Raw genomic sequence first — 24,263 nt, 5'->3', positions numbered from 1 at the left:
CGGTGCCCCTCAATGAGTGTCGTAGCGTGCGCGGGCTTCGAGGACTTCGCCTATGTGCTCCTCGGCCCAGTCGCCGAGCGCGAGCAGCGGGCCGTGGAGGGTGCGGCCGAGTGCGGTGAGCTCGTATTCGACGCGGGGCGGGACCTCGGCGAAGACATGCCGTGAGACTAGGCCGTCGCGTTCGAGGTCGCGCAAGGTATCGGTGAGGACCTTCCCGCTGATGCCGTCGACGGCGGTCTTCAGGTCGCGGAAGCGAATGCGGCCCCGGCCGAGGACGATGACGATCATCGCCGTCCACTTGTTGGCGATGCGGACGAGGGACGTACGGGACGGACAGGTCGAGGTGAGCACGTTCCAATCCGGTTCTTGAGACATGCGCCACTCATTCCCAATGGTCACGTTGAAGTAACTGGTTACAAAAAGTGAGTATAGCGGGGTCATGCGGAGCCGCCGGAGAAGATGAACGATCCGGCACCGCAAGTTCGAAGGAGCAAACGATGACCGAATCCACCGCAGCCGTCGCCCACCAGTACATCGCCGCAATGGCCTCCGACGATCCCGGCGCGCTGCTCGCACTCTTCGCCGACGACATCGTCTGGCACCAGCCCGGCGCCAACCAGTTCTCCGGCGTCAAGTACGGCGGCCACACGGTCGGAGCGATGATCGGCACCATGATGGGCGTCAGCAACGGCACGTTCGCGCTGGAGTCCGCCGGCGCGCCCATGATCAACGGCGACCTCGCCGTACTGCCGATCCGCTTCTCCGGCAAGCGGGAAGGCATGGAGATGTCGATGGACGGCATCGACCTGCTGCGCATCGAGGACGGCAAGGTCGCCGAAGCCTGGCTGTTCTCCGCCGACCAGATCGCCGAAGACGCCTTCTGGGGCCAGGCCTGAACCGGTAAGGGCGCGACCGCGGTTCGCGGTCGCGCTTTTCTCTACGCCTCGTCGCCCGGAGACTTGGTCTGCTCGACCACCCAGGCGCGGTAGTCGGGATTGGCCTGCGTGATCAGCGTCGCGAGCACGCACGGCACGTCGTACGGGTGCTCCCGGCGCACGGTCTTGATGATCTCCGGGACCAGGGACTGGCGGGTGTGCAGCATGACCCGGGCCTCGGCCTCGTCCCGCATGCGACCCTCCCACCGGTAGATCGAGCGGATCTCCGTGAGGTTCTGGCCGCACGCGGCCAGCCGCTCCTCCACGAGCTTCCGCGTGAACTCGCGCAGCCAGCCCGCGTCGGGGCCGGTGATCACTACCTCGCAAATGGGGTCCACACCGGTCATCCTTTCACGTCGGCCGGAATGTCGTACCCCGGCGATAGGCTGGCGGCATGAGCGAACCGGCTCCCGCACTGCCGCTCTTCGGCGACGAACCGCCCCGGCCCCTGGCCGACCGGCTGCGCCCCAAGACGCTCGCCGAGGTCGTCGGCCAAGACCACCTGCTCGGCCCCGAAGGGCCGCTCGGGCGCATGGCAGCACGCGGCAAACCCGTGTCGACCATCCTGTGGGGCCCGCCCGGATGCGGCAAGACCACGATCGCCCGCCTGCTCGCCGAAGAGACCGACCTCGCCTTCGAACCGCTCTCCGCCACGTTCTCCGGCGTCGCCGACCTGCGGAAAGTCTTCCAGGCCGCGCAGCGGCGCCGCGAGATCGGCCAAGGCACGATGCTGTTCGTCGACGAGATCCACCGGTTCAACCGCGCCCAGCAGGACAGCTTCCTGCCGTACGTCGAGGACGGCACCATCATCCTCGTCGGCGCCACCACCGAGAACCCCAGTTTCGAACTCAACGGCGCGCTCCTCTCGCGGTGCCAGGTGTTCGTCCTCAACCGGCTCGACACCGCCGCGCTCGAAACGCTCTTGGCCCGCGCCGAGAAGGACGCCGGCCGGCCCGTGCCTCTCGACGACCAGGCTCGCGGCTCCCTGATCGCGATGGCCGACGGCGACGGCCGCTACCTGCTCAACATGGTCGAGCAGCTCCAAGACCTGCCCGAAGGCACCTCACCGCTCGACACCGCGGGCCTCGCCGAGCGGATCCAGAAGCGGGCGCCGCTCTACGACAAGACCCAGGAAAGCCACTACAACCTCATCTCGGCCCTGCACAAGTCGATGCGCGGCTCCGACCCCGACGCCGCCCTGTACTGGCTCTCCCGGATGCTCGACGGCGGCGAAGACCCGCTGTTCATCGCGCGGCGCGTCGTCCGCTTCGCCAACGAGGACATCGGGATCGCCGATCCGCAGGCCGTCCAGCAGGCGCTCGCCGCCTGGGACGTGTACGAGCGGCTCGGTTCACCGGAAGGGGAGCTGGCGATCGCGCAGGCCGTCGTCTACCTCTCGACCGCACCGAAATCCATCGCGATCTACCGCGGCTTCGGGGAGGCGATGAGCAGCGCGAAGCAGACCGGTTCGCTCGCGCCGCCCATGCACATCCGCAACGCGCCCACCAGGTTGATGAAGGACATCGGGTACGGCAAGGGCTACCAGTACGACCCCGATGCCGAGGACGGCTTCTCCGGCGCGGACTACTTCCCTGAGGAGATGGACCGCGTCAAGTTCTACCGGCCCACCCGGAACGGCTTCGAAGCACGCGTCACCGAGCGGCTCGAACACTGGGACGAGCTGCGCGGCAAGAAGCAGGGCTAGGTCTCTTCGCCCAGGTGGATCGCCTTCTCGTGCATCATCTCGGCGTGCTCGGGGTGCCGCTCGAGCCACCCGGCGATGAACGGGTCCACCGGCTCGATCCGCTTCCCGGCCTTGCGCGCCTCGGCGATCGCGAACCGCGCCAGCGCAGTGCCGATCCCATGGTTCTGCAGCTCCTCCGGAACCACGGTGATGGCGAGCATGATCGTGCCGTCATGGCGGCGGTACTCGGTGTACCCGACCAGTTCGCCGTCGGCCCGCCGCGCCTCGTAGCGGTTCAACTCGGGCGCGTCGGTCACTTGGACGGTGATGCGCTCCTTGACGGTCATCGATCCTCCTTCGGGTGAGCGGACGCCCGCGAAGGCGCCGCTTCGTCGTAGAGGAGTACCCCGCCCGGCGCTTCCCACCCTTCCGCGGCGGGCGCCGGGTATGAATGGGGCGGCACCGAATACCCGACCGACAAGGAGCCGCAGTGGAACGCATCGGATTCATCGGCGTAGGCGAGATCAGCAAGGCCATGGTCGAAGGGCTGCACGCCGGCCCCGAGACGCCGCCGCAGATCGCCCTCTCTCCGCGAGGCGCCGCCACTGCCGCCGAGCTGGCCCGCGAGTATCCGGACGTCCACGTGTGCGCCGACAACCAGGAGGTCGTCGACCGCTCGGACCTGGTGGTCGTCGCCGTGCGCCTCCGCGACCGGGACGAGGCCCTGACCGGGCTCAGGGTCAGCGCCGACAAGACCGTGATCAACGTGATCCCCGGCGTCTCGAGCGACGAACTGCGCGAACTCCTCGACACCGAAGCCGACATCGTGGCCGCCATCCCCCTGCCCTCGGCGCGCGAACGGCGCTCCGTCACCATCACGTACCCGGCCCACCCTGTGGCCGACGCGTTCTACGACCGGCTCGGCGGCGCGCAGCCCGTCGCGGACGAGACGGCCTACAACGTGTGCTCCGTGCTCGCCAGCACGCTGACCAGCCACTACGCGTACCTCGCCACCCTCGGCGACTGGGCCGCCGGGCACGGCGTGCCGCCCGAGGCCGCCGACCGCTACCTCCGCAGCCTCTACCAGGGCGTCGGCCGCTCGCTGGGGGACGAGAGCCGCACGCTGCACCAGCTCGCCGCCGAACACGAGACGCCGGGCGGCAACAACGAGCGCGTCCGCACCACCTGGTTCGACAAGGCCAACACCGAGGCCCTGGAAGCCACGCTCGACGGGTTGCTCAACGACTTCGGAAAGCCGCAATGACCTGGGCTTGCTTCGGGAACTGACGCGTGTCAGGGGCCGTGACAGGCCGAGGACAGGGCCCCGACAGGGGAGCGGGCGATCGTTATCGCATCAAGGCGAACGAGAACCCGCTCGAAAGAGGCACTGACATGCAGACCTTCACCACCCCCGCCCCGATCACCGCCGCCGTCGACATCATCCTCGGCGACATCCACTTCACCGCCGCCGACCGCACGGACACCGTCGTCGAGGTCCACCCGATCGACCCGACCCGACAGCTGGACGTCGAGGCCGCCGAGAAGGTCAACGTCGAGTTCGAGGCCGGAAAACTGCGGGTCTGGCACCCCAAGCTGCGCACCGCCTTCGCCCGCAAGTTCGGCTCGGTGCGGGTCTCCGTGGCTTTGCCCACCGGCTCGAACGTGCAGGGCGACACCGCCGACGGCGAGTACACCGTGCGCGGCGAGGTCGGCTCCTGCCGTCTCAAGAACGCCATCGGCGACATCAAGGTCGCCCAGGCCGCCGACGTGCGGCTCAAGACCACCGGCGGCCGGGTCGCCGTCGAGCGGGTACACGGCAAGGCCGAGGTCAGCGGCAGCGGCGACGTCAAGGTCGGCCGTGTCGGGGGCGAGGCGACCGTGAAGAACATCGGCGGGAACACCTGGATCGGCGAGGTCGACGGCGACCTGCACGTCAACGCCGCCAACGGCCCCATCACGATCGACACGGCGCACGCCGCCGTCGAGGCGAAGACCTCCATCGGCGACATCCGCATCGGCGTGATCGGCGCCGGTCCGGTCGAACTCGACACCGCGATCGGCAAGCTCGAGGTCGGCGTCCCCCAAGGCACCGCCGTCGAACTGGACGCGAAGTCCGCCATGGGCCGGGTGCACGACAACGTCGAGGTCACCGGTGTCCCCGAGCGCACGGTGAAGGTGCGTGCCCGCACCAGCGGCGGCAACATCACCGTCAAGGCGGCGCAGGCGATCTAACACCTTGCGGCCCTTCACGGAGAACCGAGTACGGCGTCCACCAACTCGCGCCAGTCGCTCTGCCCGCCCACACGAACCGCCTCGTCGAACACCGCTTCGTCGAGGCGGTTCCGCGTGTCCTCGGCGATCCGGACGGCGTCGAACTGCGTCAGGTCCACAGTGCCCCGAACGCGTTCGGCCGCCGCGAGCAGCCGCACGGCCTCCACGTCCTTCCCCCGCCGCACAGCGAGATCCGCGACCCCGATCAGCGCCTGCGCGATCATCGGCGGATAGTCCATCGCCATCGCCGCCGAGTGCGCCTTGATCCGGAAACCGCGGGCCTCGGTCAGATCCTCGGCGAGGTAGCCGCTCAAGTCCAGCACCGAGAAGCGGATGCCGCCGTTCTCGGCGTCCGGCCGGGCCGCGGCCGTCGCCACCAGCTCGCGCGCCGCTTCCGAGTCCCCGCGCCAGCGCGCCAAGTGCGCCTTCGCGAACGTCAACTCCGCGATCGTGCCCGGCCAGGCGATCCCGGCCGCGAGCCGCTCCGCCTGCGCCAGCGCTGCGGCGCTGGCGCGCTCGTCGCCGTGCAGCCAGTACAGCTGCGCCTGCCGGATCCGGGCGCTGATGACTTCCTCGGGGGAACCCAGCTCGGCAAGTGCCGCGGCCGACTCGTCGCATTGCTTGCAGGCCTTGATGAACTCGCCGCGTGCGGCGAGGCGTTCGGCCAGGAAGGCGAGCGCGGACGAGATGCCGAAACGGTCGCCGAGGGCACGGAACTCGGAGAGCGCCAACTCCACGTCACTGTCCACATCAGTCTCGTCGCTGCCGAGCACGAGCCGCAGGCGGCCGCGCGCGAGTCGTGCCTGCGCGCGAACCCACGGATCCTCGTCGTCCACAAGGGGGTCGAACGCGGAGAGGAAGTCGGTGGGCGCCTCCAGCATCCGCGCGAGCGGCGCGATGAACCCGAGCATCTGGTGGCGGTGCCCGCTGCGCACGGCCGCCGCGTTCGCCGACTCGATCCACTCCTGCGCCTGGTACTGGTCGCCGCCGTACCCGGAGGTGAGGAACAGCGCGATGATGGTCCCGGAAAGTGCCCGGATCTCGTCCGGCACTTCGCCTTCGAGCGAGCCGGCGGCGACGGCGAGCTCGGTGCCCTCCGCGCGGTGCCCGCTGATATACCAGTACCAGCCGACGGCCGCGACCAGGCGCATCGCCTCGGCGGCCCAGCCGTCGTTGATCGCGCCGCGCAGGGCCGCGTTGATGTTGTCGTGCTCGGTCTCCAAGGCGGCCAACCAGGTCAGCTGGTCGCGGCCGCGCAGTCGCGGGTCGGCGGTCTCGGCCAGGTCGGTGACGTAGGCGAGGTGCGCGCGGCGGGCGGCGGCCGCGTCCCCGTCCTCGGTGAGCCGCTGGGTCGCGTACTCGCGGATGGTGTTGAGCATCCGGTAGCGGGGCTCGCCCTCGCCGTCGGTGCGCAGGAGCGACTTCTCGGTGAGCGCGGTGAGCAGGTCGAGCGCGTACTCCCCTTCGGGGCAGACCCGTTCGGCCGCTTCGAGGCTCACGCCGCCGGTGAACACGGAGACGCGCCGCAGCAGCTCGCGTTCGGCCTCGCTGAGCAGGTCCCAGCTCCAGTCGACGACCGCGCGCAGGGTCCGGTGGTGGGCCATGGCGGTGCGGCTGCCGCCGGTGAGCAGCTGGAAGCGGTCGTCGATGCGGTCGGCGAGCTGGTCGACGGACATGGTGCGCAAGCGGGCCGCGGCCAGTTCGATGGCGAGGGGCATCCCGTCGAGCGCCCGGCAGATACGGACCATAGTGGACAGTGTGGCTTCGTCGTCGCCGACGTTGCGGCGCACCGCTTCAGCGCGGTCCCGCAGCAGTCGCACCGCGGGCGAGGCCCCGGTCTCCTGCGGCGTCGCGTCCGCGCCGGGCAGGGCGAGCGGCTCGACCTGCCACAGCGCTTCACCGGTGATGCCGAGCGGTTCACGGCTCGTGGCGATGATGCGCAGGCTCCGGCATTCGCCGAGGAGGCGGTCGGCGAACGCCGAGACCTCCTCGATCACGTGCTCGCAGTTGTCGAGGACGAGCAGCATGACGCGGTCGCGGATCGCGGCCACGAGCCGCTCCGTCGCGTCCCCGCCCGCGGCGCCCTGCTGGTCGCGCAGGCCGATCGCGGTCAGGACCGCTTGCGCGAGTTCGCCTCCCGCGTCGAGCGGGGCCAACTCCACGAGCCACGCCCCGTCCGGCAGGTCGCCGAGCATCGTCCGGGCGGTCTCCGTGGCCAGCCTGGTCTTGCCGGATCCGCCCGGTCCCGTCAAGGTGACCAGACGGTGCCCGGTGGCGAGGTCGGCGACCGCGGCGACCTCGTTCTCCTTGCCCACGAACGTGGTCAGCTCGGAGCGCAGGTTCGAGCGGCGGTTCTCTGACCGGCCGCCGATCTCGCCGCGCAGCAGCGCGATGTGCAGGGCCGAGAGCTCGGCAGAGGGGTCCACGCCCAGCTCGTCGGCCAGCCGCTCGGAGAGCTGCCGGTACGCCGTCAGCGCCTCCGCGCCCCGGCCGGACTCGGCGAGGCCGCGCATGAGCGCCGCGACGAAACTCTCCCGCATCGGATAGCGCGCAACGAGATCGGTGAGTTCAGGGATGAGGTCCGCGCTGCGGCCCAGGCGCACCTCGACGTCCACGCGGTCGCCGAGCACGGCCACGTAGCGCTCGTTCAGGCCCACGACCACGGCGTCGAACGCTTTGCTGCCCAGGATCGCGATGCCCTCCAGGGCGGTGCCGCGCCACAAGTCGAGCGCCGCATGCAGCAGGTCCGCCTTCTCAGGGTCCTCGGCGTTGCGGGCCTTGGCGACCAGGGCCTCGAACCGGCTCACGTCGACCGCATCGGGCTCGACGGCCAGCCGGTACCCGCCGGACTTCGACTCGACCGAGCCGTCCGGCATCGCCTTGCGCAGTCGGGACACCAAGACCTGCAAGGCGTTCGCCTCGTCCGCGGGCGGTTCGTCGCCCCAGATCCAGTCGACCAGGCGCGCTCGCGGGACGATCCGGCCCGGCTCGAGCGCCAGCGCCGCGAGGAGCGCACGCGAGCGCGCGCCGGGCACCGCCACCGCGTCGTCGCCGACCTGGACTTCGAACGACCCGAGCAATCCGATTCTCACGGGCTCATCTTGCCGCATCGAAACTCCCTCATCAAGCCATGGGCCGTTCCCCTACAGTCGACGCGCGGAGCCCAGAAAATCCGGCGCGGCGCGAATCCTTCCCGGGGGTCGGCGCCTCTCTTATCCGTCCGGTCAGACGGGCCGGTTCGGGAACAGGAGGTCGTCATGGTCATCGGCATCGCGGTCGGGGTCTTGGTACTGCTCATGGGGACGTGCAGCGTCGTGGTGCTGCACAGGAGGGTGCGTTCGCGTGGCTGAGACGAGCTGGCCCGACGGGGCGCTGATCGCCGCCGCGCAGGAGGGGGACAGCCGGGCGATCACCGCGCTCGTGTCGGGCTCGCACCCGCACGTGCGGCGGTTCGCGCATTCGCTCTGCACCACACCGCAGGACGCGGAGGACGCGGCGCAGGAAGCGCTCATCATCCTGTACCGCAAGATCGGGATGCTGCGCGCGACCGGGGCGTTGGCGGCGTGGATGTTCCGGATCGTGCGCAACGAGTGCATCCGGCGGGCGCGGGTCGCGTTGCGCCACCGCGGGTCGCCGCCGGAGCGGGCCGTGCCCTCGGCCGAGGAAGAAGCCTTGCAGCTCTTGGAGGCCGGACTTGTGGCGGACGTGATCGCGGGCCTGCCGGCCGATCAGCGGCGCGTGCTCGTCATGCGCGACGTTCAGGGCTACAGCGGCCGGATGACGGCCGATGCGCTCGGAATCAGCACGGCCGCAATGAAATCGAGGCTGCACCGCGCTCGGGCTGCCGTTCAGGAAGGGCTGTGCAATGGCGGGTAACGGGAGCTTCGCGAGCAAGTCCTTGCCGCGCCACCTGGTCCGCGGAGGGATCGGTTTCGGGGCGTTGATCGCGGCGTTCGCGCTGCTCCCGGTGGCCGGGCCGGTCAGTCTGCTCCTGGCCCCGGTCGGGCTGCTCGCGCTGCGCGGGTGCCCGGTCTGCTGGGCGCTCGGTCTGGCCGAGGCCATCTCGATGGGCCGCCTGAAACGGACCTGTATGGACGGACATTGCGAATTGACGCAAGCCCCCTAGGAGGGACGCTAGCGGCCGTCGACGCGATGGCCGCTAGCGCGTTTCGCCGTCGATCCGCTCGTTGATGAGTTCGGAGAGCCGGCCGAGTTCGGCGAGCTCTTCGGGGCTGAGGGCGTCGATGAACAGGCGGCGCACCGTGACCACGTGCTTGGCGGCGGCGGCCTCGATGACCTCGCGGCCGTGGTCGGTGATCACCACGAACGCGCCGCGCCCGTCCTCGGCGCACTCCTCTCGGGCCACCAGGTCGCGCCCGGCCATGCGGCGGATCTGGTGCGAGAGGCGGCTCTGCTCCCAGTCGATCTCCCGGGCGAGCTCCTGGAAGCGGACGCGGCCCTCGGGGACGTCGGTGAGGGCGACGAGCACCTCGAAGTCGGCGCCGGAGAGCTTCGAGTGGGCCTGGAGGTCTGCGGTCAGGCGCGAGGAGACCTTCTGGTGCAGCCGGATGAAGGCACGCCACGACCGCTGCTCCTCGGCGCTCAGCCACGGGACGGTGTCGTTCACCTCTCCACGATAGCAGCTGCTTGACGCATCATCTATCTAGCGCTAAGGTCGATGACATGTCATGCAGCATCGCATACAAGTAGACGACGCATCAATAAGCTCAGCGAAACCGAAGGGCACGACCATGACAGAGCAGAAGATCATCGCAGTCGTCGGCGCAACCGGAGCCCAGGGCGGCGGGCTCGCGCACGCGATCCTCGCCGACCCCGAATCCGGGTTCACCGTGCGGGCCATCACCCGCAACACCGAATCCGACAAGGCCAAGGCACTCGCCGCGCTCGGCGCCGAAGTCGTCCAGGCCGATCTCGACGACGAGGCCAGCGTGGCCAAGGCGCTCGACGGCGCCTACGGGGCCTACCTCGTCACCAACTTCTGGGAGCACGGCTCGCCCGAACGCGAGTACGAGCAGGCCCGCAACCTCGCGCAGGCCGCCAAGACCGCCGGCGTCCAGCACGCCGTCTGGTCGACGCTGGAGGACACGCGCGAGTCGATCCCGCTCCACGACGACAGGATGCCCACGCTCCTGGACAAGTACAAGGTCCCGCACTTCGACGTCAAGGGCGACGCCAACGCCCTGTTCGCCGAAGCCGGCGTCCCGACCACCTACCTGCAGACCACGTACTACTGGGAGAACTTCCTGTCCTTCTTCCCGCCCAAGCGGCAGGGGGACGGCAGCCTGGTCCTGGCCCTGCCGATGGCCGACCGGCAACTCTCCGGGATCGCCGCCGAGGACATCGGCCGCACCGCGTACGGCATCTTCAAGAAGGGCGCACCGCTCATCGGCGAGACCGTCTCCATCGCGGGCGAGCACCTGACCGGCGCCCAGTACGCCGAGGCCTTCTCGGAGGCGCTGGGCGAGCCGGTGCACTACTACCCGGTGCCGTTCGACGGCTTCCGTGCGGCCGGGTTCCCCGGCGCCGAGGAGATGGGCAACATGTTCCAGTACTACGCCGATTTCGACGATGAGTTCACCGGCCGCCGCGACCTCCAGGCCGTCCGCGATCTCAACCCGCGGCTCCAGAACTTCAAGGAATGGCTGACCGCCAACAAGCAGGCATTCGCCGAGCTTTAACGAACGGCGGCACGGCAACACAGAACGCCCGGGTGACATCACCCGGGCGTTTCTGCGAGCGGCAGGACACCGGCGGGAAACCGGCAGCTCGGCGGTCGACGCTCACGCGAGGCTTCGGTGACAATGCGGCTGCGTACCGACCCTGACCAGTAGTGACAGCGACTCCGGCGAGTCCTCAGGTCCACAAGCGACAGTAATCGTGGAAGGATCGGGCGTCCTAGTCTCGCTTGTCATGACCGATAGCCCCAACCCCGTCCGTCAGCCCGTCCGGTCCCGGCAGATGACCCGGGACCAGGCCGCAATGCTCGTGGTCACCATCAGTGTCTGCACGATCCTCGGCGCCATGGGATTCCTCTCCATCATGGTGCTCCCAGGCGAAACGGCCGAGTCCGCGCCCGAACCGCCGCCCGTCAGTCCGACGGAGTCGGGAAGCGACGAACCAGAACCGGCGCTGGAGTACTCGACCACGGAAGACTTCGCTCCGGACAGCCTTGAAGGTGTGGCGGCGCGCTGGATGGAAGCGAGTATCAACAACGACGTCCCCGCGATCGAATCCCTCACATGCGCGAACCCGACGACCGCCGTCACCGAGTCACTGGAATACGCCGCGACACAAGAGGTGACGGACCTCGACTACATCGACCCGGGCGTCTACGTGACCACGCGCGAGCACGACGGCTACCACGAGGTGGCGACCTTCCTGATCGCCGATGAGCCGACCTATGACTACGTCTGGGAGAAGGAGCACAGGCCCGGCGACGTCATCATCATCATGACCGTCATCGAGGAAGGCGGCGAGTGGAAGGTATGCGGTTACGAAGGGTTCTGACGCGGCAAGGACGCCGATCCGCGTTCCCGACGCCAGCCGGCGGGGAAGTAATTGCCGTTGTCCAGATCGGCGAGCAGGCCGGGCCGGGCCGGTTCCCAGCCGAGGGTCCGGCGCGCGATGAGGTTGGACGCCGGGTACGGCAGAGTGCGGGAACCATGAAATGCGGCAGCTCGGAAACGGTGCCGTCTGAAAGCGCGGTTCAGTTCCCGATCGTGAGCCGCAGGCCCGTCACTTCCTGCGGTTCGATGGCGATGACCATGTCCACGGGGTACTTCATCCAGGTCTGGACCTGCAATCCGATTTGATCCGCGTGAGGATCGCGCGAGATGTCGACAGCGGTGCCCTTGACGAGCACGCTCCAGCCCAGTCGGCTGTGCGGTTCGATCTCATCGGCCTGATAGGCCACCTTCAGGTCCGCTTGGTGCCGCACCGCTCGCCCGAGCGCCGAGGTGTGCTGCGTGTAGACGATGATCCGCCCGTCGAGCACGACGTGGTTCAGGGGTCTGATCGTGGGGACCCCGTCGGCGACGAACGCGACGCGCCCGAACTCGGCGTGACCGAGCAGGCCGAGCGCGAGCTTCGGGTCGAGTTCGACGGGGACTCGCTCGTTCTCCACTGCTCACCCTTCGGGACGATCTGGAAACGCCACGTCCGCACTGAGGCGGTCTCCAGGACCGCGACCGATGTCAGGCCGGCCGCAAGCGGAGGCCGTCACCTTTCGAGATCCGACCGTACCAAGGTTGCGGGCGCGAGGCCGTCGAACACTTCACGAGGTGTCCGGGCTGCGGTTCTCCAATCGGGCACGGATCTCGTCGTACGTCGTGGAGTCGATCTCGCCGGCGGCGTAGCGGCGGTCGAGCGTCTCGCGCGGTGTCTCCCGGTGCTGCGGCCGGGAGGCCTCAGCCTGGGCGTGACGCGATTCGAGCGCTCGGCTCAATCTGATCACCGCCCAGACCAGCAGCACGAGGACCGCCACCCAGAACAGCATCATGAGCCCCATCAGCCACCAGTCGCCACCCGACATGTGATCCGATCGCCCGTCCCAGTCGTTCTGCCACATCTGATTCATCATCGAACCCACCTCCTTCCCAGCACTCGGTGTCTCCTTCAGTCTCTCCCTTCAGTCTCCTCGGGTCCCGGGACCGCGGTCCCTAAACAGCGGGGCCGACGTCCCGATCCGACAGGAGATCGGCGGCGGGTCCGGCCGCGGTCAGCCCTCGGCGAGCGTCTGGGGCGCGAGCGCCATCTCGCACGCCGCAGGGATCGGATCGAAATGATTGATTAAATCATGTAACAAAGTCGAGGTCTATACCTGCCGACATCGGGCAAACCCGCTGAGGGTGGCGCTCCGGCTGGAGGCCGGAGGGGTGGGTTGAGTCCAGCCGTAAGGCGAAGTCAACGAGGTCTTCCGGTGTTTGCCCAGCCGGGTGATCGTGGACGGCGACCGGCTACCGAGTTACTTAGTTCCATTAATTGACAAACGCATCGACGACTGCGTACCGTACTGGCATCAGTTCAAGAATCGACATTCCTCGATGTAATGCGGCCGGGTCGACATCAGCACCCGCCGCATCGTCCACGTCGACATCGCCAACTGACCTCGCCGGTGCCGCCTCGCGATGCGGGCGGCACGCGACCCTCCCTACGAGGAAGGAACACCTCTTGTCCACGCTCATCCCATGGCGCCGCAGCGCGGCGGCGGTCTTCGCGATCGCCCTCGCGCTGGCCTCGGCGGTCGCAGTATTCATGGCCCCTAAAGCGGCACAGGCCGCACAGCTCACGCAGATCACGAACTTCGGGAACAACCCCGGCAACCTCCAGATGCACGTGTACGTGCCCGACAACGTCGCGTCGAACCCGGCGATCGTGGTCGCCAACCACTGGTGCGGCGGTTCCGCCAACGACTTCTACAACTCCACGCAGTACCGGGCGCTCTCGGAGCAGTACGGATACATCGTCATCTACCCGTCGGTGACCCGCGCCAGCAAGTGCTTCGACGTCGCCTCGCAGGCTTCGCTCAACGGCTCCGGCGGTGACTCGGCCAGTATCAAGTCGATGGTCGATCACGCCATCGCCAACTACGGGGCCGACCGCAACCGCGTCTTCGCCACCGGCGTCTCCTCGGGCGCGATGATGACCAACGTCCTGCTCGGGGCTCACCCCGAGGTCTTCAAGGCGGGGGCGGCCTTCGCCGGCGTCCCCTTCACGTGCTTTGCGACCAGCAACGGCTCGGAGTGGAACTCCGAGTGCGCCGAAGGCCGGATCAACCGCACCCCGCAGCAGTGGGGCGATGCGGTACGCAATGCCAACTCCGGCTACAGCGGTCCGTGGCCGCGCATGCAGATCTGGCACGGCGTCAACGACGACGTGCTTCGCTACCCGAACTTCCAAGAGCAGATCGACCAGTGGACCAACGTCAACGGCACCGACCAGACCGCCGACTACACCGACCAGCCGCAGTCGAACTGGACCCGCACCCGCTACGGCGGCACCGGCGGCCAGGCGATGGTCGAGGCGATCAGCATGGCGGGCGTCGACCACGGCCTTCCCGTGCCCGAGGCCGAGGTCCTGCGCTTCTTCGGCCTGACCGGCCAGCAGGCGAGCGGCAACTTGATCGTCGGCGCCGCCTCGAGCCGCTGCGTGGACATCCCGGGCTCGACCGCAAACGGGACGCAAGCGGTGCTGTGGGACTGCAACGGCAACGCCAACCAGCGGTTCACCCGCACCGCCTCGGGTCAGCTGCGGGTGAACGGCAAGTGCCTCGAAGCGCAGGGCTGGGGCACGGCCAACGGCACCAAGGCCGTGATCTGGGACTGCACGGGCGGCGCCAACCAGCGCTGGAACGTGAACTCGAACGGCACCATCACCAATGTCCACAACGGACTCTGTTTGGACGCGATGGGCGGGGCCACCGCCAACACCACCCCTCTCGTCCTCTGGGCCTGCAGTGGCACCTCCAACCAGAGTTGGAGCCTCCGCTAGCCATCCGCGAACCAGGGGCGCCGATCCTATGGATCGGCGCCCCTGGTTCGCGCGATCGAGGCTCCGACTCCGCTGCGGCGAGATGCGACCAGCAGTTAGTTCAGGGACACAACAAAGATCGATGGTAAACTACCATAAATAGGTTGAAAACTGTCATCGCGGCATAGACTCGCTGACCTGGAGAAGAGCGCTCAGCTCTTCGGCTCGATGCGGAATCCCCTCCCGGCTGCCCGCCCAGATCGACCCGGATGCCGACTCAAGCCCTAACTGACAGGGTGATCGACGCGGATTTGTCCAATTTCTGCTTATTCTGCGCCCGGGTCGACTTAATTTCGCTAATTGACAAACTCGACGGTAGTTGCGTACTGTGCTGCGAAGTAGCTCAGAGATATGCATCCCTCGATGCAACGTTCCCATCGACCTGTCCGAACGCACCCATCACGAGTCCCAACAGCTCCATGGAAGTCGACCTGCGAGGTCGCACCACCTCACAGGTCGGAATCCAGCCTCTCGATCCAGCACAAAGGAGAACCCCGTGCGACGACGCACATTCGCAGCCTCCCTCGGCGCAGCCGCGGTCGCGGCCGGCGCCCTGCCCGGCACTGCCTTCGCCAAGCCCGGCCCGCAGTGCACCGATGCCTACGCCTGGAAGAACGTCGTGGTCAACTGCGGCGGCTTCGTGCCGGGCATCATCTTCAACGAGACTGAGCCGAACCTGATCTACGCGCGCACGGACGTCGCCGGCGCCTTCCGGTGGCAGGAGGAGACGCGGACCTGGAAGCCGCTGACCGACTGGGTCCCTCGCGACAAGTGGGGCTACCAGTACGTCGTCTCGATGGCGTCCGACCCGGTCGAGACCAACCGCGTGTACGCCGCGGTCGGCGCGTACACCATCAGCTGGGACGGCAACAACGGCGCGGTCCTGTACTCCGACGACAAGGGCGACACCTGGGGCGTCGCCGAACTCCCGTTCAAGCAGGGCGGCAACATGCCCGGCCGCGGCATGGGCGAACGCCTCGTGGTGAACCCGGCCGACAACGCCGAGCTGTACCTCGGTGCGCCCAGCGGCAACGGCCTGTGGCGGTCCAAGGACTACGGCCGCACCTGGGCGAAGGTCGAATCCTTCCCCAACCCCGGCGACTTCGTCGTCGACCCGAACAACGAGTACCTCTCCGACAACCAGGGCGTGATCTGGATCGACTTCGACCAGATCGGCGGCAAGATCTATGTGGGCGTTGCCGATCCGGACGACCCGCTCTATGTCTCCGAAGACGGCGGCGCGACCTGGACCCCGGTTCCGGGGGCCGCCGCGGCGCTCGGCGATGCGGACGGGAACCGCACCATCCCCAAGCAGTCCGCTGTGGACAACACCAACGGGTACCTGTACGTCATCACCAGCTACGACCCGGGCCCCTACAACGGCGGGCCCGCGTCCGGCCGGGGCGGCAAGCTCCAGCGCCTGGCCACCCAGACCGGCGAATGGACCGACGTCACCCCTCCGTACAACCCCGGCCGCCCCATCCCCGGCTTCGGCGCCGTGACCGTGGACCTCCAGAACCCCGGCACTCTCATGGCTTCCACGTGCAACAACTGGGGTCCCGACGAGATCCTGTTCCGCTCCACCGACTCCGGCGCCACCTGGTCGCTCAGCTGGGACCTGGTGAGCGAGAACGAGCGCACCGACCGGTTCGTCATGGACAGCTCGGGCTCGCCCTGGCTGGACTGGCGCGGCACCGACAACGGGGCCTCGTACGCGGTCAAGCACGGGTGGATGATCGAGGGCCTGGCGATCGACCCGCACAACTCCGACCGCGTCATGTGGGGCACCGGCGCCACCATCTGGGGCACCGAGAGCCTGACGCAGTGGGACACCCAGGGTGAACTCATCGGCCAGAACGAGGCCGGCGAGCGCGTCGCGCTGCCGATCGAGCAGTTCACGGTCGGGGTGCGGGCCGAGGGCATCGAGATGACCTGGGTCCGCGACCTCGCCGCGCTCGGCGGGACGCTCGTGTCGGCCATGGGCGACGTCAATGGCTTCGTCCACACCGACCTGGGCCGGGCCGAGCGGATGTTCCACGGCGGCTGGGGCGGCCAAAGCCTCGACTACGCCGCCTCGAACCCGGACGTCGTCGTCGGCAGCGGCGACGTGCACAGCGACACCGCCGGCCACGTCACCTTCTCCACCGACCGCGGCCAGACCTGGCAGGACGCGACGCGACCCGCGGGTGTCCAGAACGGCAGCGGCGGCACCGTCGCGATCACCGCCGACGCCAAGGCGATCGTATGGTCCCCCAACAACACCGACAAGACCCCGATCTACACCACTGACAGCGGTCAGACGTGGCAGTCGGCCCAAGGGCTCCCCGCCGGTGCCCGGGTCCGGTCCGATCGCGTCAACGCCTCGGTCGTATACGCCTACTCCGGCGGCAAGTTCTACCGCAGCACCGACGCGGGCAAGACCTTCGCCGACACGGGCGCGACCGGCCTGCCCGCCGAAGGCGTCGACGACTTCCGGGTCGCACCCGGCCGCGCCGGCCACGTCTGGCTGGGCGGGCGCAGTGACAAGGCCGAGGTCGCGACCGGCCTGTGGCGCTCGACCAACGGCGGCACGACCTGGACGAAGGTAAGCGGGGTCGATCTGGCGATCGGCGTCGGCTTCGGCAAGGCCGCTACGCGAAGGGGCTACCCGGCGATCTACCTCTCGGCCACCGTCGGCGGCCAGGACGGCATCTTCCGCTCGATCGACGGCGGCATCACTTGGTGCCGCATCAACGACGACGCCCACCAGTGGGCCTTCGCCGGGTCGGCCATCACCGGTGACCCCGAGATCTACGGCCGGGTCTACCTCACCGCCCGCGGCATCGTCTACGGCGACATCACCACCTGACGTCGCGGGCCGCCCCTCCACACCTCGGGGCGGCCCGCGATTCTCCAGTCCGGCGCGGCTCGGCCCGCGCCGGTACCCCTCGGCCCCAATCAGGAAGGAACAAGCCCTTGTCTGCAGTACTCCGATGGCGCCGCAGCGCGGCGGCGGTCTTCGCGATCGCCCTCGCCCTCGCCTCGGCGCTCGCAGTGTTCATGGCGCCCAAGGCGGCCCAAGCCGCCCAGCTCACCCCGATCACCGAGTTCGGGGACAACCCCGGCAACCTCGAGATGTACGTGTACGTGCCCGACAACGTCTCTGCGAACCCGCCGATCGTGGTCGCCAACCACTGGTGCACCGGGTCGGCGACCAACGTCTACGACTGGTTGCAGTGGGACGAACTGGCGGAGCAGTACGGCTACATCGTCATCTACCCTTCGGTCACCCGCGAGAGCAAGTGCTTCGACGTCGCCTCGCAGGCTTCGCTCACGGGCACCGGCGGTGACTCGGTCAGCATCAAGTCCATGGTGGACTACGTGATCGCCACCTACGGGGCCGACGCCGACCGGGTCTTCGCCACCGGCATCTCCTCGGGCGCGATGATGACCAACGTCCTGCTCGGGGTCTACCCCGAGGTCTTCAAGGCCGGGTCGGCCTACGCCGGTGTCCCGTTCACCTGCTTCGCCACCACCAACGGCTCGGAGTGGAACTCAGACTGCGCGACCGGCACGATCGACCGCACGCCGCAGGAATGGGGCGACGCGGTCCGAAGCGCCAACCCCGGTTACGACGGGCCGTGGCCGCGCATGCAGATCTGGCACGGCACCGAGGACCAGGCGCTCTACTACCCGAACTTCCAAGAGCAGATCGATCAGTGGACCAACGTCAACGGCACCGACCAGGTCGCCGACTACACCGACCACCCGGAGCCGACTTGGACCCGCACCCGCTACAGCGGCACCGGCGGCCAGGCCCTGGTCGAGGCGATCAGCATGGAAGGCGTCGACCACGGCCTCCCCTACCAGCCCCTGGAGACGCTGCGATTCTTCGGCCTCACGAGCGAGCCGACCGTCGGCGCGATCGTTGGCACCGCCTCGAACCGCTGCGTGAACATCCCCGGCTCGGGGACGGTGAACGGGACGCAAGCGGTGCTGTGGAAGTGCAACGGCAGCGCCAACCAGACGTTCACCCTCACCGGGACCGGTGACCTGCAGGTGAACGGCAAGTGCCTCGAAGCGCAGGGCTCGGGCACGGCCGACGGCACCAAGGCCGTGATCGGTGAGTGCACGGGCGGCACGAACCAGTTCTGGAACATGAACGCCGACGGCACCATCACCAACGCCCACAACGGCCTCTGCCTGGACGCCTTCGGCGGCGGCACCAACAACGGCACGCGGCTCATCCTGTGGACCTGCAGCGGCGGCGCCAACCAGTCCTGGAGCCTCCGCTAGCCTTCAGAAAGTAAGGGGCGCCGAACCGTACAGGTTCGGCGCCCCGCTCCGTTTCGGACGGTTATCGTGCGATCCCCTGCCTCACTTGAGGTGGCTCACCGGCTTGGCGGCGAGGTTGAGCAGGTACTCGAGCGGCCCGCGTTTGAAGAAGCGGGACCAAATGGCGGCGAAGACGATCGCTCCGAGGATGAGCGTGAGCACCGGGATCCAGGAACCGCGGACGCCGCCGCCCGGCAGGGAGAGCGAGGACATGACGACGAAATGGCCGACATAGGCCGTCAGGGACATCGTGCCCACCGCGACGATCGGCGTCATCAGGCGGCGCAGGCGCGGCAGGCGGTCCATCAGGAAGGTCGCTCCCACGATCACCAGGATCGCGATGCCGACGCTGCCGATGATGTCGAACGTAGTGCCGCTGTGCGGCCCGGCGACGAACAGCTCGCGGACCGAAGGCCGGTAGTCGAACGACCCGCTGTCCATCGACGGCTTCGACGAGCCCGACCAGGACCCCGACCAGGACCCCGAGCCCGAGCCCGATCCTGACCATGAGCCGGAGGATGACCCGTCCTCGGCCATGCTCCGCAGCGCGCCCTTGCCGGCCAGCAGCAGCGACAGGCCGTAGGCCACCGCTGTGAGCCCGGCGCCGAGGGCGGCGAGGCGGCGCTGGTTGGCGGGGGCGGACAGGTCGACACGTCCCAGGGCCATGCCGGCCACCACGAACGCGATCCAGGGGATCGTCGGGTAGAAGCCGGTGAACAGCAGGTCGATCACGCCGACGCCGCTGAGCTTCTCCAGCGGGTCGTACGCGTCGACGGCCTGCTGGAAAGAGCCGCTCAGCAGCGGGCGCATGACGAACGCCAGCTGCGGCCCGACCACCGCGAGCGCCGCCGCGGTGATCGCCAGCGTCTTCGCGCTCAGCTTGAGGAACATCATGGCGACGAGGAAGTAGACCCCGTAGAAGCCGATGATGATGACGTCGCCGTAGAGCTTCGCCAGCAGGGTGCCGAAGGCGAGCAGGACGACGGCGCGGATCGCGATGCGCGCCTTCGCTTTTCGTCCGGCGAGGCCGGTCTTGGGCTCCTTGCGTCCGGCGATGAGCATCAGCGAGAAGCCTGCGAGGGTGGCGAACAGGACCGACGAGTGACCGTCAGCCATGTAGCGGACCCAGCTGCCGACGCCGCTCGTGGTCGACAGCATCGGCCCGACGTGCACGATGTACATGCCGAACACGGCCAGCGCGCGGGCCAGGTCCACACCGACGAGGCGTCCCATCGACGCGTCGCCCTTCGAAGGGGGAGCGGTCAAGGCGGCATCGTCGGGCTCGCCCGGAGTTCGAAGCGATGCAGGTGCGTGCTCCTGCGGAGCCGCTTTCTCTTGCGGCGGTTGCGAATGTGTCATGTCTCCACTCTGTGGCGAAGGGGACGGCGTGAACCACCCGGCAGTTCGCGGTATCCGACTCGCCGATCGGCGGGAACCGGGACCCCGATCGGCGGGGCAGCCGGCACGCGACCGGAACGGGCCGGCTTCCCACCGCCCTACGGCCGCATGGCCTTCTCGAACCTGAAGAACCCGTCCGGGCCCTCGCCGTGGTCCTCGTCCGCTTCCTCTCCATGCGGGTCGTGGGGGTCGGGATGGTGTTCATTGAAGAACTCGACGATGTGGAACCCGCACTTGTTGACGTAGAAGTGGATGTTGCGCTGCTCGAAGGAGGGCGTCCCGGTCTCCCATACTTCGGTCTGCGGGTACGCGGCTTCGATCGCCTTCCACGCCGCGAGGCCGATGCCGCGGCCATGATGGTCTGGGGCGATGTAGAAGAAATCCAGCGAGTTGCGGTGCGTCCGGTCGTCGATCTTCAGCACCGCGCCGCCGATCTTCGCTCCCTCGAGCAGCACGTGGTAGACGGCGGCCCCGGGCGCACGGCATGAGGCTCGGACGTCCTCATCGGGAGGGATCGGGACCTCCTCGCCGCCGATGCCGTACGCGGCGGCAGCTTCGGTGAACGCCCGGTGCAGTTCCTTACGGAAGGCCGGGAGGTCGGCGTCGTCCGCACGCGCGAGCGTGATGCCGTGAGCGGTTGCCTCGGTCATGTCGGTACTCCCCGCAAAATGGCGAGGGGCCGCTGGGCCGGAGCGGTCGCCCCGGCCCAGCGGCCTGCCTCGCGTCGGTCGTGTCGTGGCTGATCAGCGGATCAGCTTGGCGGGGCTGGTCGCCCACTGCATGAGGTATTCGAGCGGTCCGCGCTTGAAGAACCGGGACCACACGAAGGCGAACGCGATGCCCGCCACGCAGAACCAGCCCCACACCGCCAGCGCCGCGGTGACCGCGCCGCCGTCGCTGTTCGACGGGACGTGGTTGAGGGCCCACAGGTGGGCGACGTACAGGGTCAGGGACATCGCCCCGGCCGCCGTGATCGGCGTCAGGAGCTTGCGGGCCAGAGCCGAGCGGTCGAGCAGCGTGACCGATCCGACGATGACCAGCATCGCGATGCCGATGTTGCCCAGCAGCTCGAACGCGGTGCCCGAGTGCGGCGAGGCCGAGAGCAGGAACTGCAGCATGTCCGACGACCACGGATCGAACCCGCTCATCGAGTCCGACCACGTACCGGACGAGCCCGAGCCCATCGAAGACGACGCCATACCCGAACCGGAGGAGCCGGAGCCGCCGCTCATGGAGCCGCCGCCCATGCCGCCTCCGGCGAACAGGACCTTCTGCAGCGCCCACGAGAGTCCGTAGCCGACCAGCGCCAGTCCGGTGCCGACCGAGGCCATGCCGATGCGCACCGGCTTGGCGGACAGGTCGAGCTTGGCGATCGCCATGCCCGCGACGATGTAGGCGAGCCAGGGGACGGCCGGGTAGAGGCCGGTGAACAGCAGTCGGCCGAGGCCGTCGGCGCCCATGCGGGTGATCGGGTCGTGCGCGTTGAGCGCGGTGACGAAGGCCGGCTGCGCCATGGAGATCCAGTAGAAGACCACGGAGCCGACGAGCGCGAACGCGGCCGAGAGGACCGCCAGCGTCTTGACGCCGCACCGCACGAACGGCAGCGCGAGCAGGAAGAACAGACCGTAGAACGCCAGGATGACGATGTCGGTGTGCAACCAGAGGGTCAGCGCCGTGCCGAGGGCGATCAGCAGGACCGCCCGGATGACGATCTTCACGATCCGCTGCCGGCGTTCGAGCGCGGGCCGCGGTCGGCGTCCGCCCGCGAGCAGGACCAGCGACAGGCCGGCCAGGATCGCGAACAGGGCCGACGAGCGGCCGTGCGGAATCTGCATGATCGTGTCGACCACGGGATTCTCGAACTCCTGCATCGGTCCCACATGCGCGTAGAACATGCCGAAGATCGCCAGCGCGCGGGCCAGGTCGAGCCCGAGCACGCGGCCGAGCGCTCCGCCTCGCTGTGGTTTCGGTTCAGGCGGCGTCCCGCGGTCGGTGCGGACCAGCCGCAGCGTCCGCTCGCTCCGCACGGTGTCGGTGTCAGTCATGGACTCAGCTTGCGGCCGCGCGGGCGCACTTCCCATCCGGCGAAGGGCCGCCGCGCCGCCGCGGACGGCGGGAACCGCTCCCTCCTGGCGGGGACTCCTCGCCCGCCGACAGACCGAAGGACCCCCGCCGACCGGCGGAAATCGCCGCGGAACGGCCGCGACGGAAGCGCGACGAGGTCCGGCCGTGCTACGAATCGATCCGTGGAACCGACAAGCGAGGAGCGGCCGTGATACGGGTACTGATCGTCGACGACGAGGCGCTGATCCGCAGCGGCATCGAGCTCATCCTCAGCGCCGCACCGGACATCGAGGTCGTCGGCGCGGTCACCGGCGCCCGCGCGGTGGCCGAGGCCGAACGCCAGCACCCCGACATCGTCCTGCTCGACATCCGTATGCCTGATATGGACGGTCTGACCGTGCTCGACCGCATGCTCTCGAAGCCTTCGCCGCCCGTGGTCGCCATGCTCACCACCTTCGACAACGACGAGTACGTGGCCGCCGCCCTCCACCGGGGCGCGGCCGGGTTCCTGCTCAAGGACACCGCCCCCGACCACTTGGCCCTGCAGGTGCGCACCCTCGCCGCCCACGGCGTGGTCCTCTCCCCCAAAGTCACCTCCACCGTCGTCGACGGCTACCTCGCGTCGGCCCGCAGACAGCCCGCCGACACCGGTCTCATCGAGACCCTGACCGACCGGGAGCGGGCCGTCCTCGTGCACCTCGCCGACGGACTGTCCAACGCCGACATCGCCGCCCGCCTCTACCTCGGCGTCGGCACCGTCAAAGACCACGTCTCAGCGATCCTCGCCAAACTCCAGGTCGCCAACCGGGTCCAGGCTGCGCTCCTGGCCGAACGCGCGGGCCTGCTCGACGAAGGCGGGCAGCGATGAGCTCGGTCGCGGCCCGCCTGACGGCCTGGTGGCACTCGGGCTCACACTGGCCCGCCGTATTCCTCGACGCGGCCCTCATCGCTGTGGCCGGAGCCGACCTGTGGTTCAACCACATGCCCGGGAACTGGTGGGACGACGCCGTGCTCGTGGCCGGGGTGCTCGCTCTGGCGGCGCGTCGCCGGTTCCCGTTGGCGGTCTTCATCGCCACGCTGCCGATGCCGCTGCTCATGGGCCAGTCCGCGGCGTCGCTCATCGCGCTGTTCACGGTCGCGTGCTCGACGCGAAACCGCCGGCTGCTGAGCGCGTGTGCCCTGGTGTACGCGGGATTGACGATCGCCCCGTGGTGGGGCGGCGGCGACATCCTTTCCGAATCGGCTTGGCCGGTGTGGGGCGTGTACTCGCTGGCTCCCGCGGGCGCGGCGGTGTTCTTGGGCCAGCTGGTGCAGACCAAGGCCGAGCTGTCGCGGCGACTGGAGGAGATCAGCGAGGTCCGCGAGCACGAGCAGGCGCTGGCGACGCAGAAGGTGCTGGCGCAGGAGCGCGCCCACCTGGCCCGGGAGATGCACGATGTCGTGTCGCATCAGGTGAGTCTGATCGCGGTGCGGGCCGGAGCACTGCAGGTGAGCACCGAGGAAGCGGCCTCGAAGGAGGCCGCCGACACGATCCGGACGCTGGCGGCGCGCACGCTGGATGAGTTGCGGTACATGGTGAGCGTGCTGCGCGCCGGAGGGGGCGCAGGCAACGGCCTCGCCCCGCAGCCCACACTCGACCAGTTGGGCGAACTGGTCGACAACGCCGGCATGGGGGCCGAGCTGGAGACGGGGCCGCTGCCGGAGCTCAGCCCCCCGGTGCAGCGGGCGATCTACCGGACCGTTCAGGAGGCGCTGACGAACGCCCGCAAGCACGCCCCCGGCGCCGCGGTCCGCGTCCAGCTCACCCGGGACGACGGTGCCGTTCTGGCAGAGGTGGTCAACACGGCACCGAAACGACCGGTGGTGCCGCTGCCGAGCGCGAAGCACGGACTGATCGGCCTCAAGCAGCGCGCGGAGCTGTTGGGAGGAGCATTCGAAGCAGGGCCGACAGGCATAGGAGGCTGGAGGGTCGCGCTGCGCGTGCCACTGAAGTCGATGAGCTGATCATCTGGAGTTCTGCCTCCACGCCGCGGCGTGGGTACCCGGGT

The 24,263-nt window shown here is 68.8% G+C and carries 23 protein-coding genes; 13 read left to right on the top strand and 10 right to left on the bottom strand.

The window, feature by feature from the left end; translation table 11 throughout:
* Positions 1–9 precede the first annotated feature (9 nt).
* Positions 10–375 carry a winged helix-turn-helix transcriptional regulator gene (locus ACFO8M_RS10600; protein WP_387974434.1) on the bottom strand — a complete coding sequence of 122 codons (366 nt, stop codon included), beginning with the start codon at positions 373–375 and terminating at the stop codon, positions 10–12.
* 122 nt (positions 376–497) lie between these two features.
* Here ACFO8M_RS10600 and ACFO8M_RS10595 point away from each other — a divergent pair, with 122 nt between their 5' ends.
* On the top strand, positions 498–896 hold the full coding sequence (locus ACFO8M_RS10595; RefSeq protein WP_387974431.1) for a nuclear transport factor 2 family protein: 399 nt from the start codon (positions 498–500) through the stop codon (positions 894–896).
* Positions 897–937: 41 nt separating this feature from the next.
* Here ACFO8M_RS10595 and cutA read toward each other — a convergent pair whose 3' ends face one another.
* Positions 938–1,273, bottom strand: coding sequence for a divalent-cation tolerance protein CutA (gene cutA, locus ACFO8M_RS10590; RefSeq protein ID WP_387974429.1), 336 nt, complete (start codon positions 1,271–1,273; stop codon positions 938–940).
* Between the two features lie 56 nt (positions 1,274–1,329).
* Here cutA and ACFO8M_RS10585 point away from each other — a divergent pair, with 56 nt between their 5' ends.
* A complete protein-coding gene (locus ACFO8M_RS10585; RefSeq protein WP_387974426.1) occupies positions 1,330–2,640 on the top strand; it encodes a replication-associated recombination protein A in 1,311 nt (436 codons plus the stop codon).
* Here the strand turns inward: ACFO8M_RS10585 and ACFO8M_RS10580 are convergent.
* Positions 2,637–2,966, bottom strand: a complete 330-nt coding sequence (locus ACFO8M_RS10580; protein ID WP_387974423.1) for a GNAT family N-acetyltransferase — start codon at positions 2,964–2,966, stop codon at positions 2,637–2,639. The two genes, ACFO8M_RS10585 and ACFO8M_RS10580, sit on opposite strands and share 4 nt — an antisense overlap.
* Before the next feature lie 143 nt (positions 2,967–3,109).
* Here ACFO8M_RS10580 and ACFO8M_RS10575 point away from each other — a divergent pair, with 143 nt between their 5' ends.
* A complete protein-coding gene (locus tag ACFO8M_RS10575; RefSeq protein ID WP_387974421.1) occupies positions 3,110–3,883 on the top strand; it encodes an NAD(P)-binding domain-containing protein in 774 nt (257 codons plus the stop codon).
* A gap of 128 nt (positions 3,884–4,011) precedes the next feature.
* Entirely contained in the window at positions 4,012–4,851 is an 840-nt protein-coding gene (locus tag ACFO8M_RS10570; RefSeq protein WP_387974418.1) for a DUF4097 family beta strand repeat-containing protein, read from the top strand.
* Between the two features lie 14 nt (positions 4,852–4,865).
* On the opposite strand, the gene ACFO8M_RS10565 is transcribed toward ACFO8M_RS10570, so the two are convergent.
* Positions 4,866–7,982, bottom strand: a complete 3,117-nt coding sequence (locus tag ACFO8M_RS10565; protein WP_387974415.1) for a BTAD domain-containing putative transcriptional regulator — start codon at positions 7,980–7,982, stop codon at positions 4,866–4,868.
* Between the two features lie 250 nt (positions 7,983–8,232).
* On the opposite strand from ACFO8M_RS10565, the gene ACFO8M_RS10560 reads away from it, so the two are divergent.
* Positions 8,233–8,766, top strand: a complete 534-nt coding sequence (locus ACFO8M_RS10560; protein ID WP_387974413.1) for an RNA polymerase sigma factor — start codon at positions 8,233–8,235, stop codon at positions 8,764–8,766.
* The gene (locus ACFO8M_RS10555; RefSeq protein ID WP_387974410.1) at positions 8,756–9,016 is read left to right on the top strand and encodes a hypothetical protein; all 261 of its coding nucleotides are present in this window, start codon (positions 8,756–8,758) and stop codon (positions 9,014–9,016) included. Before ACFO8M_RS10560 ends, ACFO8M_RS10555 begins: the two co-directional genes overlap by 11 nt.
* Positions 9,017–9,049: 33 nt before the next feature.
* Here the strand turns inward: ACFO8M_RS10555 and ACFO8M_RS10550 are convergent, their stop codons facing one another.
* Positions 9,050–9,517, bottom strand: a complete 468-nt coding sequence (locus ACFO8M_RS10550; protein ID WP_387974407.1) for a MarR family winged helix-turn-helix transcriptional regulator — start codon at positions 9,515–9,517, stop codon at positions 9,050–9,052.
* A 124-nt stretch (positions 9,518–9,641) separates the two neighbouring features.
* Between ACFO8M_RS10550 and ACFO8M_RS10545 the strand changes: the two genes are divergently transcribed.
* Together ACFO8M_RS10545 and ACFO8M_RS10540 are read left to right on the top strand one after the other, a co-directional pair.
* Entirely contained in the window at positions 9,642–10,589 is a 948-nt protein-coding gene (locus ACFO8M_RS10545) for an NmrA/HSCARG family protein (protein WP_387974405.1), read from the top strand.
* Positions 10,590–10,821: 232 nt separating this feature from the next.
* Complete coding sequence (locus ACFO8M_RS10540) at positions 10,822–11,418, top strand: hypothetical protein (RefSeq protein WP_387974402.1); 597 nt, start codon at positions 10,822–10,824, stop codon at positions 11,416–11,418.
* A gap of 199 nt (positions 11,419–11,617) precedes the next feature.
* Here ACFO8M_RS10540 and ACFO8M_RS10535 read toward each other — a convergent pair whose 3' ends face one another.
* Both ACFO8M_RS10535 and ACFO8M_RS10530 read right to left on the bottom strand, forming a co-directional pair.
* On the bottom strand, positions 11,618–12,034 hold the full coding sequence (locus tag ACFO8M_RS10535) for a pyridoxamine 5'-phosphate oxidase family protein (protein ID WP_387974399.1): 417 nt from the start codon (positions 12,032–12,034) through the stop codon (positions 11,618–11,620).
* Between the two features lie 150 nt (positions 12,035–12,184).
* Positions 12,185–12,490 (bottom strand): SHOCT domain-containing protein, encoded by a 306-nt coding sequence (locus ACFO8M_RS10530; protein WP_387974395.1) that lies wholly within the window; start codon positions 12,488–12,490, stop codon positions 12,185–12,187.
* Positions 12,491–13,080: 590 nt separating this feature from the next.
* On the opposite strand from ACFO8M_RS10530, the gene ACFO8M_RS10525 reads away from it, so the two are divergent.
* From ACFO8M_RS10525 to ACFO8M_RS10515, 3 genes are all read left to right on the top strand, one after another.
* Complete coding sequence (locus ACFO8M_RS10525) at positions 13,081–14,400, top strand: extracellular catalytic domain type 1 short-chain-length polyhydroxyalkanoate depolymerase (protein ID WP_387974392.1); 1,320 nt, start codon at positions 13,081–13,083, stop codon at positions 14,398–14,400.
* A gap of 535 nt (positions 14,401–14,935) precedes the next feature.
* On the top strand, positions 14,936–17,287 hold the full coding sequence (locus ACFO8M_RS10520) for a xyloglucanase (protein ID WP_387974389.1): 2,352 nt from the start codon (positions 14,936–14,938) through the stop codon (positions 17,285–17,287).
* Positions 17,288–17,394: 107 nt separating this feature from the next.
* Positions 17,395–18,714 carry an extracellular catalytic domain type 1 short-chain-length polyhydroxyalkanoate depolymerase gene (locus ACFO8M_RS10515; RefSeq protein ID WP_387974386.1) on the top strand — a complete coding sequence of 440 codons (1,320 nt, stop codon included), beginning with the start codon at positions 17,395–17,397 and terminating at the stop codon, positions 18,712–18,714.
* A gap of 81 nt (positions 18,715–18,795) precedes the next feature.
* Here the strand turns inward: ACFO8M_RS10515 and ACFO8M_RS10510 are convergent, their stop codons facing one another.
* The 3 genes from ACFO8M_RS10510 to ACFO8M_RS10500 all read right to left on the bottom strand — a co-directional run bounded on the left by ACFO8M_RS10510 (position 18,796) and on the right by ACFO8M_RS10500 (position 22,196).
* On the bottom strand, positions 18,796–20,112 hold the full coding sequence (locus ACFO8M_RS10510) for a DUF418 domain-containing protein (protein ID WP_387974383.1): 1,317 nt from the start codon (positions 20,110–20,112) through the stop codon (positions 18,796–18,798).
* 137 nt (positions 20,113–20,249) lie between these two features.
* Positions 20,250–20,801 carry a GNAT family N-acetyltransferase gene (locus ACFO8M_RS10505; RefSeq protein ID WP_387974380.1) on the bottom strand — a complete coding sequence of 184 codons (552 nt, stop codon included), beginning with the start codon at positions 20,799–20,801 and terminating at the stop codon, positions 20,250–20,252.
* A gap of 93 nt (positions 20,802–20,894) precedes the next feature.
* Entirely contained in the window at positions 20,895–22,196 is a 1,302-nt protein-coding gene (locus ACFO8M_RS10500; protein WP_387974378.1) for a heparan-alpha-glucosaminide N-acetyltransferase domain-containing protein, read from the bottom strand.
* Between the two features lie 227 nt (positions 22,197–22,423).
* On the opposite strand from ACFO8M_RS10500, the gene ACFO8M_RS10495 reads away from it, so the two are divergent.
* The gene (locus ACFO8M_RS10495; RefSeq protein ID WP_387974376.1) at positions 22,424–23,083 is read left to right on the top strand and encodes a response regulator; all 660 of its coding nucleotides are present in this window, start codon (positions 22,424–22,426) and stop codon (positions 23,081–23,083) included.
* A complete protein-coding gene (locus ACFO8M_RS10490; RefSeq protein WP_387974373.1) occupies positions 23,080–24,219 on the top strand; it encodes a sensor histidine kinase in 1,140 nt (379 codons plus the stop codon). The genes ACFO8M_RS10495 and ACFO8M_RS10490 overlap by 4 nt, the downstream gene beginning before the upstream one ends.
* Positions 24,220–24,263: the final 44 nt, after the last annotated feature.

Origin of the sequence: Glycomyces rhizosphaerae (genome assembly GCF_042647865.1) — a bacterium.
Classification (GTDB): domain Bacteria; phylum Actinomycetota; class Actinomycetes; order Mycobacteriales; family Micromonosporaceae; genus Glycomyces; species Glycomyces rhizosphaerae.
The sequence above is the reverse complement of the archived record's forward strand: the minus strand, read 5'-3'. Positions and strand labels throughout refer to the sequence as shown.

Excerpts from the sequence above, each read along its gene's own strand:
- ACFO8M_RS10600 (WP_387974434.1), bottom strand. The coding sequence starts at position 375 with ATGTCTCAAGAACCGGATTGGAACGTGCTCACCTCGACCTGTCCGTCC.
- ACFO8M_RS10595 (WP_387974431.1), top strand. The coding sequence starts at position 498 with ATGACCGAATCCACCGCAGCCGTCGCCCACCAGTACATCGCCGCAATG.
- ACFO8M_RS10585 (WP_387974426.1), top strand. The coding sequence starts at position 1,330 with ATGAGCGAACCGGCTCCCGCACTGCCGCTCTTCGGCGACGAACCGCCC.
- ACFO8M_RS10580 (WP_387974423.1), bottom strand. The coding sequence starts at position 2,966 with ATGACCGTCAAGGAGCGCATCACCGTCCAAGTGACCGACGCGCCCGAG.
- ACFO8M_RS10570 (WP_387974418.1), top strand. The coding sequence starts at position 4,012 with ATGCAGACCTTCACCACCCCCGCCCCGATCACCGCCGCCGTCGACATC.
- ACFO8M_RS10555 (WP_387974410.1), top strand. The coding sequence starts at position 8,756 with ATGGCGGGTAACGGGAGCTTCGCGAGCAAGTCCTTGCCGCGCCACCTG.
- ACFO8M_RS10545 (WP_387974405.1), top strand. The coding sequence starts at position 9,642 with ATGACAGAGCAGAAGATCATCGCAGTCGTCGGCGCAACCGGAGCCCAG.
- ACFO8M_RS10540 (WP_387974402.1), top strand. The coding sequence starts at position 10,822 with ATGACCGATAGCCCCAACCCCGTCCGTCAGCCCGTCCGGTCCCGGCAG.
- ACFO8M_RS10530 (WP_387974395.1), bottom strand. The coding sequence starts at position 12,490 with ATGATGAATCAGATGTGGCAGAACGACTGGGACGGGCGATCGGATCAC.
- ACFO8M_RS10510 (WP_387974383.1), bottom strand. The coding sequence starts at position 20,112 with ATGACACATTCGCAACCGCCGCAAGAGAAAGCGGCTCCGCAGGAGCAC.
- ACFO8M_RS10505 (WP_387974380.1), bottom strand. The coding sequence starts at position 20,801 with ATGACCGAGGCAACCGCTCACGGCATCACGCTCGCGCGTGCGGACGAC.
- ACFO8M_RS10500 (WP_387974378.1), bottom strand. The coding sequence starts at position 22,196 with ATGACTGACACCGACACCGTGCGGAGCGAGCGGACGCTGCGGCTGGTC.
- ACFO8M_RS10490 (WP_387974373.1), top strand. The coding sequence starts at position 23,080 with ATGAGCTCGGTCGCGGCCCGCCTGACGGCCTGGTGGCACTCGGGCTCA.